Source organism: Rhizobium sp. USDA 3886 (assembly GCF_056279785.1).
Genome location: NZ_JBWCDC010000003.1, coordinates 1,472,132 through 1,487,529 on the forward strand (window position 1 = coordinate 1,472,132; position 15,398 = coordinate 1,487,529).

Below are 15,398 nucleotides of genomic sequence, written 5' to 3' on the forward strand. Positions count from 1 at the left end.
CCCGATCTCGAGTTGACCTAACAAGCGGCTGGGCCGGTGTTGAGTCTCGTTGTCCACTTCGCTACGCTGCGACTTCCCTAATCGCTTGCGCAAAGACGGGCAACGAGCGCTCGACCATCACATCGTTCGCGGTGAGGCTGATCCGCAGGCGGCCGGGCAACTGCGCGACGCTCCCCGGCAGAACCCAGACGCCGTCGGCCGCAAGGCGCGCAGCGAAGGCGATGTCGTCCGGAATAGGAGACCGCGGAATCAGATAGAAGGTGCCTTCGGGCACCGGTAGATCGTAGCCTGCTGCCCTAAGACCTTCGACCATACGATCGCGCCGCCGCTCGAGGGCGGTAACATCGATGCAGAGCTTCTCAAGATCGGGCAGGGCCCGCTGCAGGGTTCGACCGGCGAAGGCCCAGCCATGCGATACCTGAGCTATGTCGACCGCTTCGCGCAGCCTCATGCGATCGGCCTCTGGCATGTCCGCCCCGAGGGCGAGCCAGCCGAGGCGCTCGCCGGGTGCAAGCAGAGTCTTGCCGTAGGAGTAGGCGATCAGCGTGTGCGGATAGCTTTCGGCCGGGCTGATATGGGCGTTAGCGCCAAACACTAGCCGCGCATAGGGCTCATCGGCAAGCAAGTAGATCACCTTGCCGTGTCGTTCGGATGCCGCGGCAAGCATATCGGCGAGCGCATCGAGTTGAGCGCGCGGGAATATTCGACCTGTTGGGTTGTGTGGGGTATTCACGACGACGACGCGCGTGCGCGGCGTGATCGAGGCCGCGATCTTCTCAATATCGAGATCGAAATTGACGGGCGACAGGTCCACGGCAACGGGCGTGCCGGCGGCCCCGCGAATCTGAGCGCCATAGGCGAACCAGCCGGGCCGCGGATAGATGACCTCGTCGCCCACCTCGAGCACGGCGAGCAGCGCCGCCGCTATCGCGCCGAACCCTCCGGCGGTGATGGCGATGTCGGCCGGTTCGTAGGAGCGGCCGCGCGTTTCGCTCAGCTTGCGAGCGACCGTCTCGCGCGCCACAGCATCGTATTTCTGGTAGCCGAACCAGTGAACGTCTTGCGGTTCGGCGTGGCGGACCAGCGCATCGACGAGGCCGCGCAACGGTGGCTCCTGCGGATTTCCGAACATGAAATCGCAAGCATCCGGACCGAGGCCATCTCCTTCGAGCACACGTTGCGCGAAGTCCATGACCGCGCGCATTTCCTCGGCTACTGCGAGCATCCGGCTGGACACGGCGGCGATCGGCATGGCGCACCCCCTGCGGCCGGCGCCTGCCCCTCGGTCAAATACGCCGCCCGACCCCGACATTATCATCTGTCTGCCTCCCAGTCGCGGGAAAGTTCTCGCTGCTTTCCCGACGCCAGGGCGCGGATCCTGAAGATGGCCTTGATGGCCTGGTCGGGTTAACCCCGGCCTTTTTTCATTTTGGGCCTTTTCCGGGTGCCGCCTCGGTATAACCGCTTCCCAATCACGTCGGATGCGCCTGAAGGGCTGCCAACGCGGACGATTCCGCCTTCTTCTTCAGCTTGCGGAGAACTGGGGTTTTCTCGGCAGGGTTCTCCTCATCGTCGGGATCGATCGCCGAGCCGCGAAGCTCACCGCCGTTCTCGGGAAAATGGAGGAGAATTCGGATGCAAATTCGTAGAGGTCCAGACGAATTAACCTCTCACCTAGCCAACGGCGGCAGCGTCGACGGCGAGGAGTTGAGGTGGGTTGCGCACCATTTGGCGCAACTCAGATTGGCCAAGGTCCGTGATTACAGCGCCGACACTGGCCTGTCGCTCAAGGAACTAAGGCGCATCTATTTGGGAGCGCGCATCATCCAGGGAAGCATTATTGCAAGCCATCTGGCGTTGCCGGCGGTGATTGAGGCCGGCGAGGCACTCCGGAACGCGCAGCTGCCGGAAGACCTTTGCCGACGTCGGCGCAGCTCAAGTCGAGGCGTTCTTGTCCGGCGCCGAGGGCGGCCAGGCGCGGCGCGGAACTCGCTCAGGCAGCGACGCGCAGCCCAGGCCCGCCATCCTCGACCACACCGATGATCCGCGCTGCGGGATAGCCTGCCGCAATGATCTTTCCGAGCAATTCTTCCGCTTGAGCCATGCTGCATGAAACAAGCAGACCCCCGGAGGTCTGGGGGTCGGTGAGTATCTGGCGCTGCCATATTGGGAGGTTGTCGGGCAGCGAAACGTTCATACCGTAGCTTGCCCAGTTCCGCTGCGATGCGCCGGTCACGAAACCCTGCTCGGCGAGCTCGGCGGCGCCGGCAAGAAGAGCCATGTCCCTGACCCTAAGCGATATCCGCTTGTTCGATCCCTGAGCCATCTCAAGGGCGTGACCAAGAATGCCGAAGCCGGTGATGTCTGTCATGGCGTGGACGTCGGCATCCAGGGCGAGTTCTGCTCCGACGCTATTGAGGAGCGTCGTTGACGCGATGAGCTCGCCATAGGCGTCCGGTGGCAGGGCGCCTTTCTTGAAGGCTGCCGAATAGATACCCACGCCGAGTGCCTTCGTCAGGATCAGCGCATCGCCAGCTCTTGCGTCACTGTTGCGGCGCAGGCCGGAAACCGGGCAAGTGCCGACGACCGCTAGGCCGTAAATCGGCTCCGGCGAATCGATCGAATGACCGCCTGCGACGGGAATGCCGGCCTCTGCACAGATGGCGCTGCCGCCACTCAATATCTCCCGTACCGTTTCGGCGGGCATTTTGTCGATCGGCATGCCGAGAATGGCGAGTGCCATCAGCGGCCTGCCGCCCATGGCATAGACGTCGGAGATCGCGTTGGTGGCGGCAATGCGGCCGAAATCGAAGGGGTTATCGACCATCGGCATGAAGAAATCGGTGGTCGCGATCAGGCAGGTTTCATCGTCAAGCTGCCAGACGGCGGCATCGTCGCCTGTTTCCGTTCCGACGAGCAACCGGGCGAAGGGCGCGGCCGCGGCTTGGCCCGCAAGCAATTGCTGTAGAACAGACGGCGCCAGCTTGCAGCCGCAGCCGCCGCCATGAGCGAGCGCCGTCAGGCGGAAGGGCGATGTTGCAGCCGGATTATCCATGATGGCCTCCCATAAAGGTCGCAATCGGATACTGCCGAATCCGCACAGCGATTCGCAGTTCTGTATTGCCGAAAAATTCCAATGTTACGGAAAACGGGTGGGGGCACGACCCCGGGGCTCCGCCATTTCCGGCGGGTCCTGATGCGGTAGCGCAATGCGCAAAGCCCCGAAACTCGGGAGCGGCAAGCAAACCCATTCAATTATTATCATCGCTTTAAAGCTGGACGTCAATTTTTGTCATGGCGGCGACGCGCTTTCATATCCATCAACTTCGAAGCGTTTCGACGGTTGGATGAAGATATTCACGACTGATCGCACAGCTTTCCGGATTCCAGCCAGTTACATTCACAATTTTGAGCTTCTTATTGATTTGACAATAAAATGTGCTGACCTAGTTTCTAAAAATCGAGCTACGTCTCGAATTGCAGAGAGTGTCTCCAATTCTCCGGCTTGCCGTATTGGCGAAGCCGGCTTCAGGGGAGGTATCAAGCCATGAACATGGAGCTCTCACGGCGCCAGTTTCTAGCGGCGGCCGGCGCAGGTGTTGCGGTTACGGCGCTAGGGGCCTTTGGCTTCGGGGACGTCGAAGCGGTCCATGCCGAAGCGATCCGCGCTTTCAAGCTCGTGAACACCACCGAAACACGGAACACCTGTCCGTATTGCTCTGTGGCATGTGGCATCATCATGTATTCGAAGGGTGACCTGAAAAAAGGCGAGAAGGCCGAGATCATCCATATCGAGGGCGATACCGACCATCCCACAAATCGCGGTACGCTCTGTCCGAAGGGCGCAGCGTTGCTGGATTTCGTCAAGGCCGAGACGCGGCTGAAATATCCGATGATCCGCAAGCCCGGGTCGGACAAGTTCGAGCGCATTTCCTGGGATGATGCGCTTAACCGCATCGCCCGGCTGATGAAGGACGACCGCGACGCCAATTTCGTCGAACGGAACGCCGCCGGCCTTGCAGTGAACCGGTGGACGACGACGGGCTTCCTTGCCGCCTCAGCGACAACGAACGAGACGGCGTGGGAGACCTACAAGGTCGTGCGCAGCGCCGGAATGCTGGTCTTCGACAATCAGGCGCGTGTCTGACACGGCCCTACGGTAGCCAGTTTGGCTCCAACATTTGGCCGCGGCGCAATGACCAACTCCTGGACCGACATCAAGAACACCGATCTTGTTGTCATCATGGGCGGTAACGCCGCCGAAGCACACCCTTGCGGTTTCAAGTGGGTTACGGAGGCGAAAGCCAATCGCGGCGCAAGGCTGATCGTCGTCGATCCGCGGTTTACACGTTCGGCTTCGGTCGCCGACGTTTACGCACCGATCCGCCAAGGCACGGATATCGCTTTCCTGCTCGGCGTCATCAACTACTGCATCGGCAATGACAAGGTGCAGTGGGACTATGTCAAGGCCTTCACAAATGCGGCTTACATCGTCAAGGACGACTTCGCCTACAAAGACGGGCTCTTCACTGGCTATGACGAGGCCAAGCGCGGCTACGACATGTCGAGCTGGGACTACGTGATCGGCGAGGACGGCTATGCCGTGGTTGACGATACGCTGAATAATCCGCGCTGCGTGTGGAGCCTCCTGAAGGAGCATGTCGCCATCTATACGCCAGAGATGGTGGATCGCATCTGCGGCACGCCGAGGGACAAGTTCCTGAAGGTGGCCGAGATGATTGCGGAATGCTCGTCACCGACCAAGGTGATGACCTCGATGTATGCGCTCGGTTGGACGCAGCATTCCAAGGGCTCGCAGAACATCCGCGCCATGGCGATGCTGCAGCTGATCCTCGGCAATATCGGGATGCGTGGCGGCGGCATGAATGCGCTGCGCGGTCACTCCAACATCCAGGGCCTCACCGACGTGGGACTGATGTCGAACCTGTTGCCTGGCTATCTGACGCTGCCGAACGAGAAGGAAGCGGATTTCGACAGCTACATGTCGACACGCGGCTTCAAGCCGCTCCGCCCGAATCAGATGAGCTATTGGCAGAACTACAGGAAATTCTTCGTGAGCTTCCTGAAGGCGATGTGGGGTTCGGCGGCAACGCCGGAAAACAAGTTCGCCTATGACTGGCTGCCGAAGCTCGACGTGCCGGGCTATGACGTCCTGCGCGCTTTCGAACTCATGAACCAGGGCAAGATGACCGGCTACCTTTGCCAAGGGTTCAATCCGCTTCTGGCCGTTCCAAACCGCGCGAAGGCGACCGCTTCACTGTCGAAGCTCAAATTTCTCGTCACCATGGATCCGCTGGATACCGAAACCTCACGGTTCTGGGAGAACCACGGCGACTTCAACGACGTCGATTCTTCGCAAATTCAGACGGAGGTCATCCAGCTGCCGTCCACATGCTTTGCCGAAGATGAGGGGTCGCTGACGAATTCCAGCCGTTGGCTTCAATGGCATTGGCCGGGCGGCACCCCTCCCGGCGAAGCCAAGACCGACAACTGGATCATGGCGCAGATCCACGTGCGTCTGAAGGAGCTCTATCGCAAGGAAGGCGGAACCTTCCCCGAACCGATCGTCAATCTCGATTGGGCGTACGCCGATTCAGGCGAGCCGACGGCGGAGGAACTTGCCAAGGAGATCAACGGACGGGCGTTTGCCACCGTTTTCGATACGGCTGATCCTACCAAGGTAGTGGCCGAGGCAGGCAAGCTGGTGCCGAGCTTCGCGGCCCTTCGCGACGACGGCTCGACCTCCTCGGCGTGCTGGATCTATTCCGGTTGCTTCAACGAGAACGGCAACAACATGGCCCGGCGTGACACGTCGGATCCGGACGAGACCGGCGCCTATCTGAAATGGACTTTCTCGTGGCCTGTCAACCGTCGTATCCTCTATAACCGCGCATCGGCAGACGTTTCCGGCAAGCCATGGGATCCAAGCCGCAAGCTGATCGAATGGGACGGCGCAAAATGGTCGGGCTATGACGTGCCGGATATCGCGCCGACGGCCAAGCCTGCCGATGTCGGGCCGTTCATTATGAATCCGGAAGGCGTCTCTCGCCTTTTCACAAGGGCGATGATGCGCGACGGGCCGTTCCCGGCTCACTACGAGCCATTCGAATCGCCGGTTGCCAATCTTGTTGCCCCCGCAGTGCGCGGCAATCCGGCCGCACGGGTATTCGAGGACGATTTCAAGCAATTTGCCGAACCGGCCTCTAAGGAGTTTCCCTACGCGGCGACGTCCTACCGCCTCACCGAACACTTCCACTACTGGACGAAGCATGTCTGGGTGAATGCCGTGCTGCAGCCGGAATTCTTCGTCGAGATTTCGGAGGAACTCGCATCGGAAAAAGGCATCGCCAAAGGCGGTTGGGTACGTGTTTGGTCCAAGCGCGGCTCCATCAGGGCCAAGGCGGTTGTTACCAAGCGGATCAAGCCGCTGATGTGCGACGGCAAGGCCGTCCATGTCGTGGGCATCCCACTGCATTGGGGGTTTACCGGAGCTGCCAAGAAGGGTTTCGGCCCGAATTCGCTGACGCCTTTCGTCGGCGACGCAAACATAGAGACGCCCGAATACAAGGCGTTCCTGGTCAACATAGAGCCCATCGCCGGGCCGGTGGCATAGGAGACGGTAGCCATGTTCCCTCCTGTTCCAAATCCGACCGTCACGCCTGAAAGCCCAAGATTCGGCGAACGGGATCTCATCCGCCGTTCGGCGTCACGCGTGACCCCGCCGGCAGAGCGCCAGACCGAGGTGGCGAAGCTTATCGACGTCTCCAAATGCATCGGCTGCAAGGCCTGCCAGTCGGCCTGCATCGAGTGGAACGACACGCACCCCGCCATCGAGGAGAATGTGGGCATTTACGAGAACCCGCATGATCTGACGCCGGACATGTTCACGTTGATGCGCTTCACCGAGTGGGAAAACCCGGAAACGAACAATCTCGAATGGCTGATCCGCAAGGACGGCTGCATGCATTGCGAAGATCCCGGCTGCCTCAAGGCCTGTCCGGCGCCGGGTGCAATCGTGCAATATTCGAACGGCATCGTCGATTTCGTCCACGAGAACTGCATTGGTTGTGGCTATTGCATCAAAGGATGCCCGTTCGATATTCCGCGTATTTCTGCGGTCGACCACACGGCTTACAAATGCACGCTCTGCTCCGACCGTATCGCTGTCGGCCAGGGACCTGCCTGCGCCAAGGCCTGTCCGACGCAGGCAATTGTCTTCGGCACGAAAGAGGAAATGAAGCAGCACGCCGAAGGGCGGATCACCGATCTGAAGTCCCGCGGATTTGCAAATGCCGGCCTTTATGATCCGCCGGGCGTCGGCGGCACACATGTCATGTACGTGCTCCACCACGCCGACAAGCCAGAGATTTACGCCGATCTGCCGAGCAATCCGAGGATCAGCCCGGTCATCGAGGCCTGGAAGGGTGTTACGAAATATGCCGGGCTCGCGGTCATGGGTGTGGCGGCTGTCACCGGCCTCTTTCACTATCTTGTCAACGGACCCAATCGGGTTTCCGAGGAGGACGAAGAGGCGGCGGCGAGATTGACGGGAGACGGTTCCTCATGAGCGCGGACACCAAAAAAGATGATGCAGCAAAAGGCGAGAGTGTTCACCCAGGCAAGCCGGTTACAGTTGATCGCTATACTGGAGGAGCCAGGATCAATCACTGGATCACGGCGACAAGTCTCGTGCTTCTGGGGCTTTCCGGGCTGGCCCTGTTCCATCCAAGCCTCTTTTTCCTGACCGCGCTCTTTGGCGGCGGCCCTTTGACCCGCATCATTCATCCGTGGATCGGCGTTCTGCTCTTTTTCAGCTTTCTCGGCCTTTTCCTGCGTTTCTGGAAGGCAAACCTCTGGAGGAGGGAGGACAGCGACTGGCTCGCACACGGCCGCGACGTCCTGGCTGGTCACGAGGAGCGTGCGCCCGAGGTCGGCAAATACAATGCTGGTCAGAAGGTCGTGTTCTGGTCGATGTCGATCTTGATCACTATCCTGATCGCGACAGGCTTGATCATCTGGGATCAGTATTTTTCGGCCTATACCACGATCGAGCAGAAGCGATGGGCGGTGTTGTCGCATTCAATCGCAGCCGTCGTCATCATCAATGTCTGGATCATTCATGTCTATTCAGCCTTCTGGGTACGCGGTACGATACGGGCAATGACGCGCGGCTCGGTGACAGGCGGCTGGGCGTGGCGGCATCATCGTAAATGGCTGCGTGAACTGGTCACAAGGTCATCAGGGAGAAAATCGGGAGGAACGCCCGCCGAATAAACCGGGCGTCAGGGTCTGCATCACGTGGCCCGTGCGGTTCGTGAGGGAGTGTCATGAAAGGCAAAAGCGCGGTCTTGCCGGATCCAACGGCAATTGGGGATGTATCATCGCCACCGTTTGCACGTCTTCCGGATTCCGCCTTGCTCTTTTCGGCCAGGTCGAAACGACTGCGTCAACTCGCTGAAACCAGCAGCCTTTCGCCTTACCTTATTTTCCTCGCACAGCTCTCCGAAGCTCAACACGACATCCAGGCGGCTCTGCCACTTCCGGAACGTCCGGATCCCGACAGAATCAAGCGTGCCCGGGAGTTTGAAATGCCGCCGCTCGACCGAGAGATAGACGGTGGCGGAACGATCAGCGACATCTTCGATCGCCTCTTTGCAGCCGCCGACACTATCGAAAAGCCGGCTGCGGCTGCCGAAGCGCTTGCGCGCGTCACCAAGGCCGACGTCAGAAACCGCTTGGCAATGGTGCAGAACGTGTTCTCCAGTGTCTTGCCTGCGGATGCGATTGCCGAGCACGTGTTCGTCTGGGCAGCGCTTCAGGTGCAGTTCGCTCGGCTTGCCTCTGTTCTCGACGCAGCAATGCTGGTGCCGGTGGCTGATGGTCTTTGCCCTGCATGTGGCAGCAGGCCGGTATCGTCCATGGTCGTCGGCTGGCCGGGCTCGCATGGCGCACGCTTCTGCTCATGTTCGCTTTGCGGCACTTTCTGGCACTATGTCCGGGTCAAATGCACACTTTGCGGCTCCACCAAAGGCATCGGCTACCAGGAGATAGAAGGGCAGGGCGGCGTCGTCAAAGCCGAAACCTGTGACGAATGCCACGGCTGGTCGAAGATATTCTATCAGGATAGGGAGCCGGGGGCCGATGCGGTCGCCGACGATGTGGCAAGTCTGAGCCTGGACCTTCTGATGCGCGAAGGTCCGTATCGCCGGGGTGGATTTGCACCGCTCCTGGCCGGCTTTTGAGGTGGGAGAGATGGACGCCAGCGCCAACCTGCGGGATATTTCATCCGTCGACCAGATCTTGAAGACAGCTCCGGCCGCCGCCGCGATCGAATGTTTCGGGCGGATCGCGGCGACGGAGGCAATCCGCGCCATCCTTTCTGAAACGAGGGACAAGGTGCGCCAGGGGCAGGAAGTCCCGTCACGCGAGGACATCGCGGCTCTTGCGTTTTCTAGGCTTGACGCGAATGACCGCCCGATGCTTCGCTCCGTCTTCAACCTGACGGGCACGGTGCTCCATACCAATCTCGGCAGGGCCATCCTTGCGGAAGCCGCGATCGATGCAGCGGCAGCGGCCATGCGCGAGGCTGTCGCGCTCGAATTCGATCTTAAGAATGGCAAGCGCGGCGAACGGGATGATCATCTGCGTGCGCTGATCTGCGAATTGACGGGCGCTGAAGATGCAACCGTCGTCAACAACAATGCTGCGGCCGTCCTTCTGGTGCTGAACAGCCTGGCCGCCGGCCGGGAAGCCATCGTCTCCCGGGGCGAACTCATCGAAATCGGCGGGGCTTTCCGCATGCCGGACATCATGGAACGCTCGGGCGTCCGTCTCGTCGAGGTCGGCACCACGAACCGCACCCATGCCCGGGACTACAGGGATGCCGTCGGTCCTGGCACAGGCGTGATACTGAAGGTCCACACGTCGAACTATCGAATAGAAGGTTTTACCAAGGAAGTCGGCGCACGCGAACTTTCAGGCATCGCCCGCGACAAGGGCGTGCCGCTGATCAACGATCTCGGTTCCGGCACCCTTATCGATCTGGTCCGTTTCGGGCTTGCACACGAACCCACCGTCCGCGAGGCGATCGGCGAGGGTGCCGATGTCGTCACCTTTTCCGGCGACAAGCTTCTCGGCGGGCCGCAGGCCGGGTTCATTGTCGGGCGCCGGACACTTATCGAGACGATCAACAAGAACCCGATGAAGCGCGCGCTACGGGTCGATAAGATCAGGTTGGCCGCTCTCGAAGCGACATTGAAGCTTTACCGCGATCCGGAGCGCCTGGGCGAGCGCCTCCCCGTGATGCGGCTGCTTTCCCGTTCTCAGCCCGAAATCAACGCGCAGGCGGAGCGGCTGGCGCCTGTCATGCAACACGTGCTGAATGACGCCTTCCGCGTCTCGGTCATCCGTTGCGAAAGCCAGATCGGCTCCGGCGCGCTGCCGCTTACGACCGTGCCGAGCGCGGGGCTGGCCTTGACGCCGGTCGAAGGCAGCGGGCGGATGCTCGCCGGACTGGCGGCGGCATTGCGGCGTCTTCCTATCCCGGTCATCGGCCGCATCGAACGAGGTTCGCTGCTGTTGGACCTGCGCTGCCTCGAAGATGAAGAGAGCTTCGCTGCTGGCATTGGCCGCATCGCCCTGCCGGTTGAAGAAGGTTTCGAGAGCGAAGCCTTCACCCTTTCTGCCGGTGCCGAAAAGGGGAATGGATCATGATCGTCGGCACGGCGGGGCATATCGATCACGGCAAGACATCTCTCATCCGGGCGCTGACCGGCATCGACACTGACCGGCTGAAAGAGGAAAAGACCCGCGGCATCTCGATCGATCTGGGTTTTGCCTATATGCCCGTGGACGGCGCGGAGACACTCGGTTTCGTCGATGTGCCGGGACACGAGAAATTCGTCCACACGATGCTTGCCGGCGCCTGCGGTATCGACTTCGTCCTCCTGGTCGTCGCAGCCGATGACGGCATCATGCCGCAGACGCGCGAACATCTCGCCATTATCGATCTTCTCGGCATCGAGCATGGCATTGTCGCCCTCACCAAGGCCGATCTCGTGCAGGAAGACCGCCTCGTCGAGGTCGAAGCCGCTGTGCGCAACGAGCTTGCCCGCTCGCCGCTCGGCGCTGTTCCCGCCATCGCCGTCTCGACGGTTTCAGGCAGGGGTATTGAAGCTCTGCGGGATGAAATCGCCGATGCAGCCCGGAAATTCATGCGGCGGCGGGCGACAGGGCGCTTTCGTCTGGCCGTCGATCGTTCCTTCACAATCCAGGGGGCAGGCACGGTCGTTACCGGGACAGTCCTTTCAGGCATGGTATCGATCGAGGATCATGTCACGGTCAGCCCTTCCGGCCTTACCGCCCGGGTACGCTCGATCCATACGCAGAACAGACCAAGCAAAAATGGTTGCGCTGGGGATCGTTGCGCCCTCAACCTCGTTGGCCAAGGCATCACGAAAACGGCCATCAATCGCGGTGACATGGTGTGCGAGCCAAGCCTGCATGCCCCGGCGAGCCGTATCGACGCAACGTTGCGTGTGCTTCGCTCTGAGGTGAAGCCCATCGGTCACTGGTTCCCCGTCAGGCTTCATCACACATCGGCAGAGGTCGGTGCCCGTATCGTCCTACTTGCCGGGGAATCGGTAATGCCGGGAACAGATACCCTTGTGCAGCTTGTGCTAGACAGTCCGATCGCAGCTGCGGTCGGCGACCGCTACGTCATCCGCGACACTTCGGCCCAGCGCACGGTTGGCGGCGGCCGATTCCTGGATTTACGCGCGCCGGCGCGCAAGCGCCGGACGCCGGAGCGGACCGCTCAGCTCAAAGCTCTGACCTCGGTTGCGGCCGAACGGGCATTCGAGGCCCTGCTCGCGGTGCCCCCGTTTTATGTCGACGTTGCCGCTTTCGCCCGCGACAGGGCAGTTGCCGAGGCAGATGCCGGCGCGCTGGTCGCATCGATGGGAACGGTGCAATTGCCTGTGGATGAAACGACCTTTGCCATATCGCCAGATCGCTGGGAGAAATTCCGCGCCAACCTTCTGAGCCGGCTTGAGACGTTCCATGCGGAGAACCAGGATCTGCCGGGCATGGGCATCGAGCTGTTGCGGGCAGGACTCGACCTGCGCTTGCCGATCCCCGCGTTTCGCGCCGCTCTGCAGAACCTCATCGGTGGGGGAGGGATCGTGCTGGACGGAGCGTGGGTCCGGCTTGCCGGACATCAAGCAACGATGACATTGGCCGACGAGCGGCTCTGGGGAGGGATCGAGCCGCTATTGGGCGGGGCTGAACGGTTTCGTCCGCCGCGGGTTCGCGAAATTGCCGCATTCCTGGCGATCCCCGAGCCGCAGACGCGCCGGTTGTTGAAACTCGGCGGCCGCATGGGCAAGGTGCATGAAGTGGCACACGATCACTTCTTCCTGCGTGAGACGGTTGCGGAAATGGTGGCGATCATCGCGGAGATCAGCTCCGGCGCCGATAAGGGCTGGTTCACCGCGATGCAGTTTCGCGACCGTGTCGAAAATGGCCGCAAGGTCGCGATCCAGATTCTCGATTTTTTCGATCGCCATCGGGTCACGCTGCGTCGCGGCGATCTCCGTCGCGTCGATCCCATCCGTCTGGACCTCTTCGGCAATATGACGAATAGTATCGCCGGCGGCGATATCATTTCTGGAGGAGATACGTCCCCGGTGGGGCGTCCGGACTTCAAATCCGGGAGGGGCCGAGAGACGGTCTTTCGTGGGTTCGACTCCCACTCTCTTCCGCCAGAAAAATCGCATATGTAATTGAGAAAATAATAATATTGCCGAGACAACGCGGCGATGCGGTTATGAAGCGCAGTCCGCAATCCGACGACGGAATTTTCCGATCGTCCTGCCATTTCGTGCGCGAGGAACTCCAGAACCTTTTCGATATCGGGGTCTTCGGCAACCCGCTGGCCGCTGCTTCGCAACGAAGCGGCGCGCCGGCGGCCTGAGGAGCGTGAGATTGAGATTTTAGCTGCGGGTCACTTCAAGGTATCACTTGCCCTTATCAATCCGCGAGAAAGCGGCGAGAACCGTGCGCTCAGACTGTATTAGGTATGCCTCGAGTGCTGCGGAGGCTTCGGCCGTTGACCCCGCCTCGAGCTTTTCGACGATCGACGCGTTCAGGTCGACATAGGGCGCGTGCAACAACTCGGGATCGGCAAGCAGACCGAAGCTGAGCCGCAGCTCTGCGGCGATCTGAGCATAGAAGGCATTCAAGCGCTGACTGTCGGCAAGATCCACGATCGCAGCGTGAAAGACCATGTTTTCGCTGCCGACCGTGCCCCAGTCCTTGGCATCGCGCGCGACCGTGGCACGCTCGACAGCCGAGCGCATGCGCGCCACTGCCGGATGCTTGGGGTAGGCCTTGGCGAGCGCCTGGCATTCAATCATCCGGCGCACCCGGTAGATGTCGATGATCGAGGCCATGCTCGGCGTTGCGACAAAGACGCCGCGATTGGGCTCGTGGCGCAACAGGTTTTCCATAGTCAAAAGCCGGAAGGCTTCGCGCAGTGAATTGCGCGACACATCCAGCCCGGCGCTGAGCGCCGCCTCGGATAAACGCTGGCCGGGCTTCAATTCGCCTGCGATCAGCTTGTCGCGGATCTTCTCCGCCAGCCGCGGCGCAAGCGCCGATATGGTCTCCTGCTCAGCCATCAAAGCCCCTTATGCATGAACAAGGATGAAACATCCGTCCCCCTCGTGGATCGATATAGCGGTTAGCGCTTTCACGGGGAACCATGAGAGGAACGATCTCGCCAAGCGGATCATGGCGACGTCAGACATGATTCACGATCAGTCAGGCAACCATGAAAAAATGAACGCCCCGCATCGGCGTCCTTATCGTTGATGGCACGAAAGGAGGCAAGAGCGGTCCCGGACATGGCTAAATTTACTCCGTGAAGGGCATTTTGTGCCCAAGGAAAGTTCATATCGCTCAACATTTGCGCATTATAGTAGAACGATAAAATAAAATCGTTGAACAATATTGACAGAATTGTGAAACGCGGCGACGCTGGCTCCGTCAATAATTTCCACGCGGCCCATCCGTGGGATTGAGGGCGGTCCGCATATAAGGAGAGGGTTTAATGGAACAGCTATCTATTTCATCCAGTGACGGCGCATCGGCCACGTCGTCTGGCATGTCGGTCAAGTCGCGCCGCGCGGCGCTCACGGCCGCGATCTTCCTGATGGCCACTTCGGCCATCGGCCCGGGCTTCATCACCCAAACGGCAACGTTCACAACGAAGCTCGGCGCGGCCTTCGCCTTTGCGATCCTTTCCTCGATCGTCATTGATTTCGTCGTGCAGCTCAATATCTGGCGGATCGTGACGCTGACGCGCATGCGCGCCTCAGATCTCGCCAATGCGGCAATCCCGGGCGCCGGCTATCTGCTCGCCGTTCTCGTTATCGTCGGCGGGCTGTTCTTCAATATCGGCAACATCGGCGGCACGGGTCTTGGAATCAACGCGATGGTCGGGCTGGATCCGAAAATCGGCGGCGCAATCAGCGCGGTCCTTTCGATCGGCATCTTCTTGTCGAAGCGCGCCGGTATGGCCATCGACCGCTTCATCATCTTTGCCGGCATCCTGATGATCGCATTGACGCTCTATGTGGCCATCGCGTCAGGCCCGCCGGTCGGCGAAGCGCTGTTCCAGACGTTTTTGCCGGCAACGATCGACTTCGCCACGATCACAACGATCGTCGGCGGCACGGTCGGTGGCTATATCACCTATTCCGGCGCCCATCGCCTGCTCGACAAGGGCACGGTCGGCATCGAGAACCTCAGCGCCGTCAACCGCGCAGCGCTCACCGGCATCGCTGTCACCGGCGTCATGCGCTACGTCCTCTTTCTCGCCGTGCTCGGTGTAGTCGCCAGCGGTGCCGTGATAGATGTCTCGGGCAAAGGGGCCAACCCGGCCGCCCAAGCCTTCCAGGCAGCCGCCGGCGATGTCGGCATGCGCATCTTCGGCATTATCCTGTGGGCCGCCGCCATCACGTCGGTTATCGGCGCCGCCTATACCTCGGTTTCCTTCCTCACGATCTTCAAGCAGGATATAAGCGAGCGAGCTCGCAACATCGCGACCGTGATCTTCATCGCGGTATCGCTGTTCTTCTATGTGATTATGACAACCCCGCCGGCCCAGATGCTGGTCTTCGTCGGCGGCCTGAATGGTCTCATCCTGCCGATCGGTCTGTCGATCTTCATCTATGCGGCCTGGGCCCGTTCCGACCTGATGGGTGGCTATCGCTATCCGCGCTGGCTGCTGGTGCTTGGCGTGCTGGCTTGCGCCCTTACCTGGTACATGGGCTACAAGTCGATCGGCCCGATTTTCGCGCTTCTGTCGGCCTAGG

General features: G+C 60.6%; 10 protein-coding genes, 1 tRNA gene and 1 pseudogene. 9 read left to right on the top strand and 3 right to left on the bottom strand.

The annotated features are described in order from the left end of the window. Nucleotides 1–61 precede the first annotated feature (61 nt). Nucleotides 62–1,252, bottom strand: coding sequence for an aminotransferase class I/II-fold pyridoxal phosphate-dependent enzyme (locus tag ACZ9BX_RS29955; protein WP_476221873.1), 1,191 nt, complete (start codon nt 1,250–1,252; stop codon nt 62–64). Between the two features lie 741 nt (nt 1,253–1,993). Beyond that, nucleotides 1,994–3,055 (bottom strand): selenide, water dikinase SelD, encoded by a 1,062-nt coding sequence (gene selD, locus ACZ9BX_RS29960; protein WP_476221874.1) that lies wholly within the window; start codon nt 3,053–3,055, stop codon nt 1,994–1,996. 492 nt (nt 3,056–3,547) lie between these two features. Here selD and fdnG point away from each other — a divergent pair, with 492 nt between their 5' ends. The 8 genes and pseudogenes from fdnG to ACZ9BX_RS30000 all read left to right on the top strand — a co-directional run bounded on the left by fdnG (nt 3,548) and on the right by ACZ9BX_RS30000 (nt 12,994). Further along, on the top strand, nt 3,548–6,634 hold the full coding sequence (gene fdnG / locus ACZ9BX_RS29965; RefSeq protein ID WP_476221876.1) for a formate dehydrogenase-N subunit alpha: 3,087 nt from the start codon (nt 3,548–3,550) through the stop codon (nt 6,632–6,634). A gap of 12 nt (nt 6,635–6,646) precedes the next feature. Continuing rightward, nucleotides 6,647–7,588 (top strand): formate dehydrogenase subunit beta, encoded by a 942-nt coding sequence (gene fdxH, locus ACZ9BX_RS29970; RefSeq protein WP_476221877.1) that lies wholly within the window; start codon nt 6,647–6,649, stop codon nt 7,586–7,588. After that, complete coding sequence (locus tag ACZ9BX_RS29975; protein WP_132563508.1) at nt 7,585–8,295, top strand: formate dehydrogenase subunit gamma; 711 nt, start codon at nt 7,585–7,587, stop codon at nt 8,293–8,295. The genes fdxH and ACZ9BX_RS29975 overlap by 4 nt, the downstream gene beginning before the upstream one ends. 53 nt (nt 8,296–8,348) lie before the next feature. After that, entirely contained in the window at nt 8,349–9,263 is a 915-nt protein-coding gene (gene fdhE, locus ACZ9BX_RS29980; protein ID WP_476221880.1) for a formate dehydrogenase accessory protein FdhE, read from the top strand. Nucleotides 9,264–9,273: 10 nt separating this feature from the next. Continuing rightward, entirely contained in the window at nt 9,274–10,734 is a 1,461-nt protein-coding gene (selA, locus tag ACZ9BX_RS29985) for an L-seryl-tRNA(Sec) selenium transferase (protein WP_476221881.1), read from the top strand. Further along, nucleotides 10,731–12,560: pseudogene (gene selB, locus ACZ9BX_RS29990) on the top strand (selenocysteine-specific translation elongation factor); the annotation flags it as partial. The gene selA and the pseudogene selB, both read left to right, overlap by 4 nt. 129 nt (nt 12,561–12,689) lie before the next feature. Beyond that, a tRNA-Sec gene (locus tag ACZ9BX_RS29995) sits at nt 12,690–12,785 on the top strand. A gap of 62 nt (nt 12,786–12,847) precedes the next feature. Then, the gene (locus ACZ9BX_RS30000) at nt 12,848–12,994 is read left to right on the top strand and encodes a hypothetical protein (RefSeq protein ID WP_476221882.1); all 147 of its coding nucleotides are present in this window, start codon (nt 12,848–12,850) and stop codon (nt 12,992–12,994) included. 43 nt (nt 12,995–13,037) lie between these two features. Here the strand turns inward: ACZ9BX_RS30000 and ACZ9BX_RS30005 are convergent, their stop codons facing one another. Next, the gene (locus ACZ9BX_RS30005; RefSeq protein ID WP_476221884.1) at nt 13,038–13,700 is read right to left on the bottom strand and encodes a GntR family transcriptional regulator; all 663 of its coding nucleotides are present in this window, start codon (nt 13,698–13,700) and stop codon (nt 13,038–13,040) included. Between the two features lie 431 nt (nt 13,701–14,131). On the opposite strand from ACZ9BX_RS30005, the gene ACZ9BX_RS30010 reads away from it, so the two are divergent. After that, nucleotides 14,132–15,397 (top strand): NRAMP family divalent metal transporter, encoded by a 1,266-nt coding sequence (locus ACZ9BX_RS30010; RefSeq protein ID WP_132563516.1) that lies wholly within the window; start codon nt 14,132–14,134, stop codon nt 15,395–15,397. Nucleotide 15,398 lies beyond the last annotated feature (1 nt).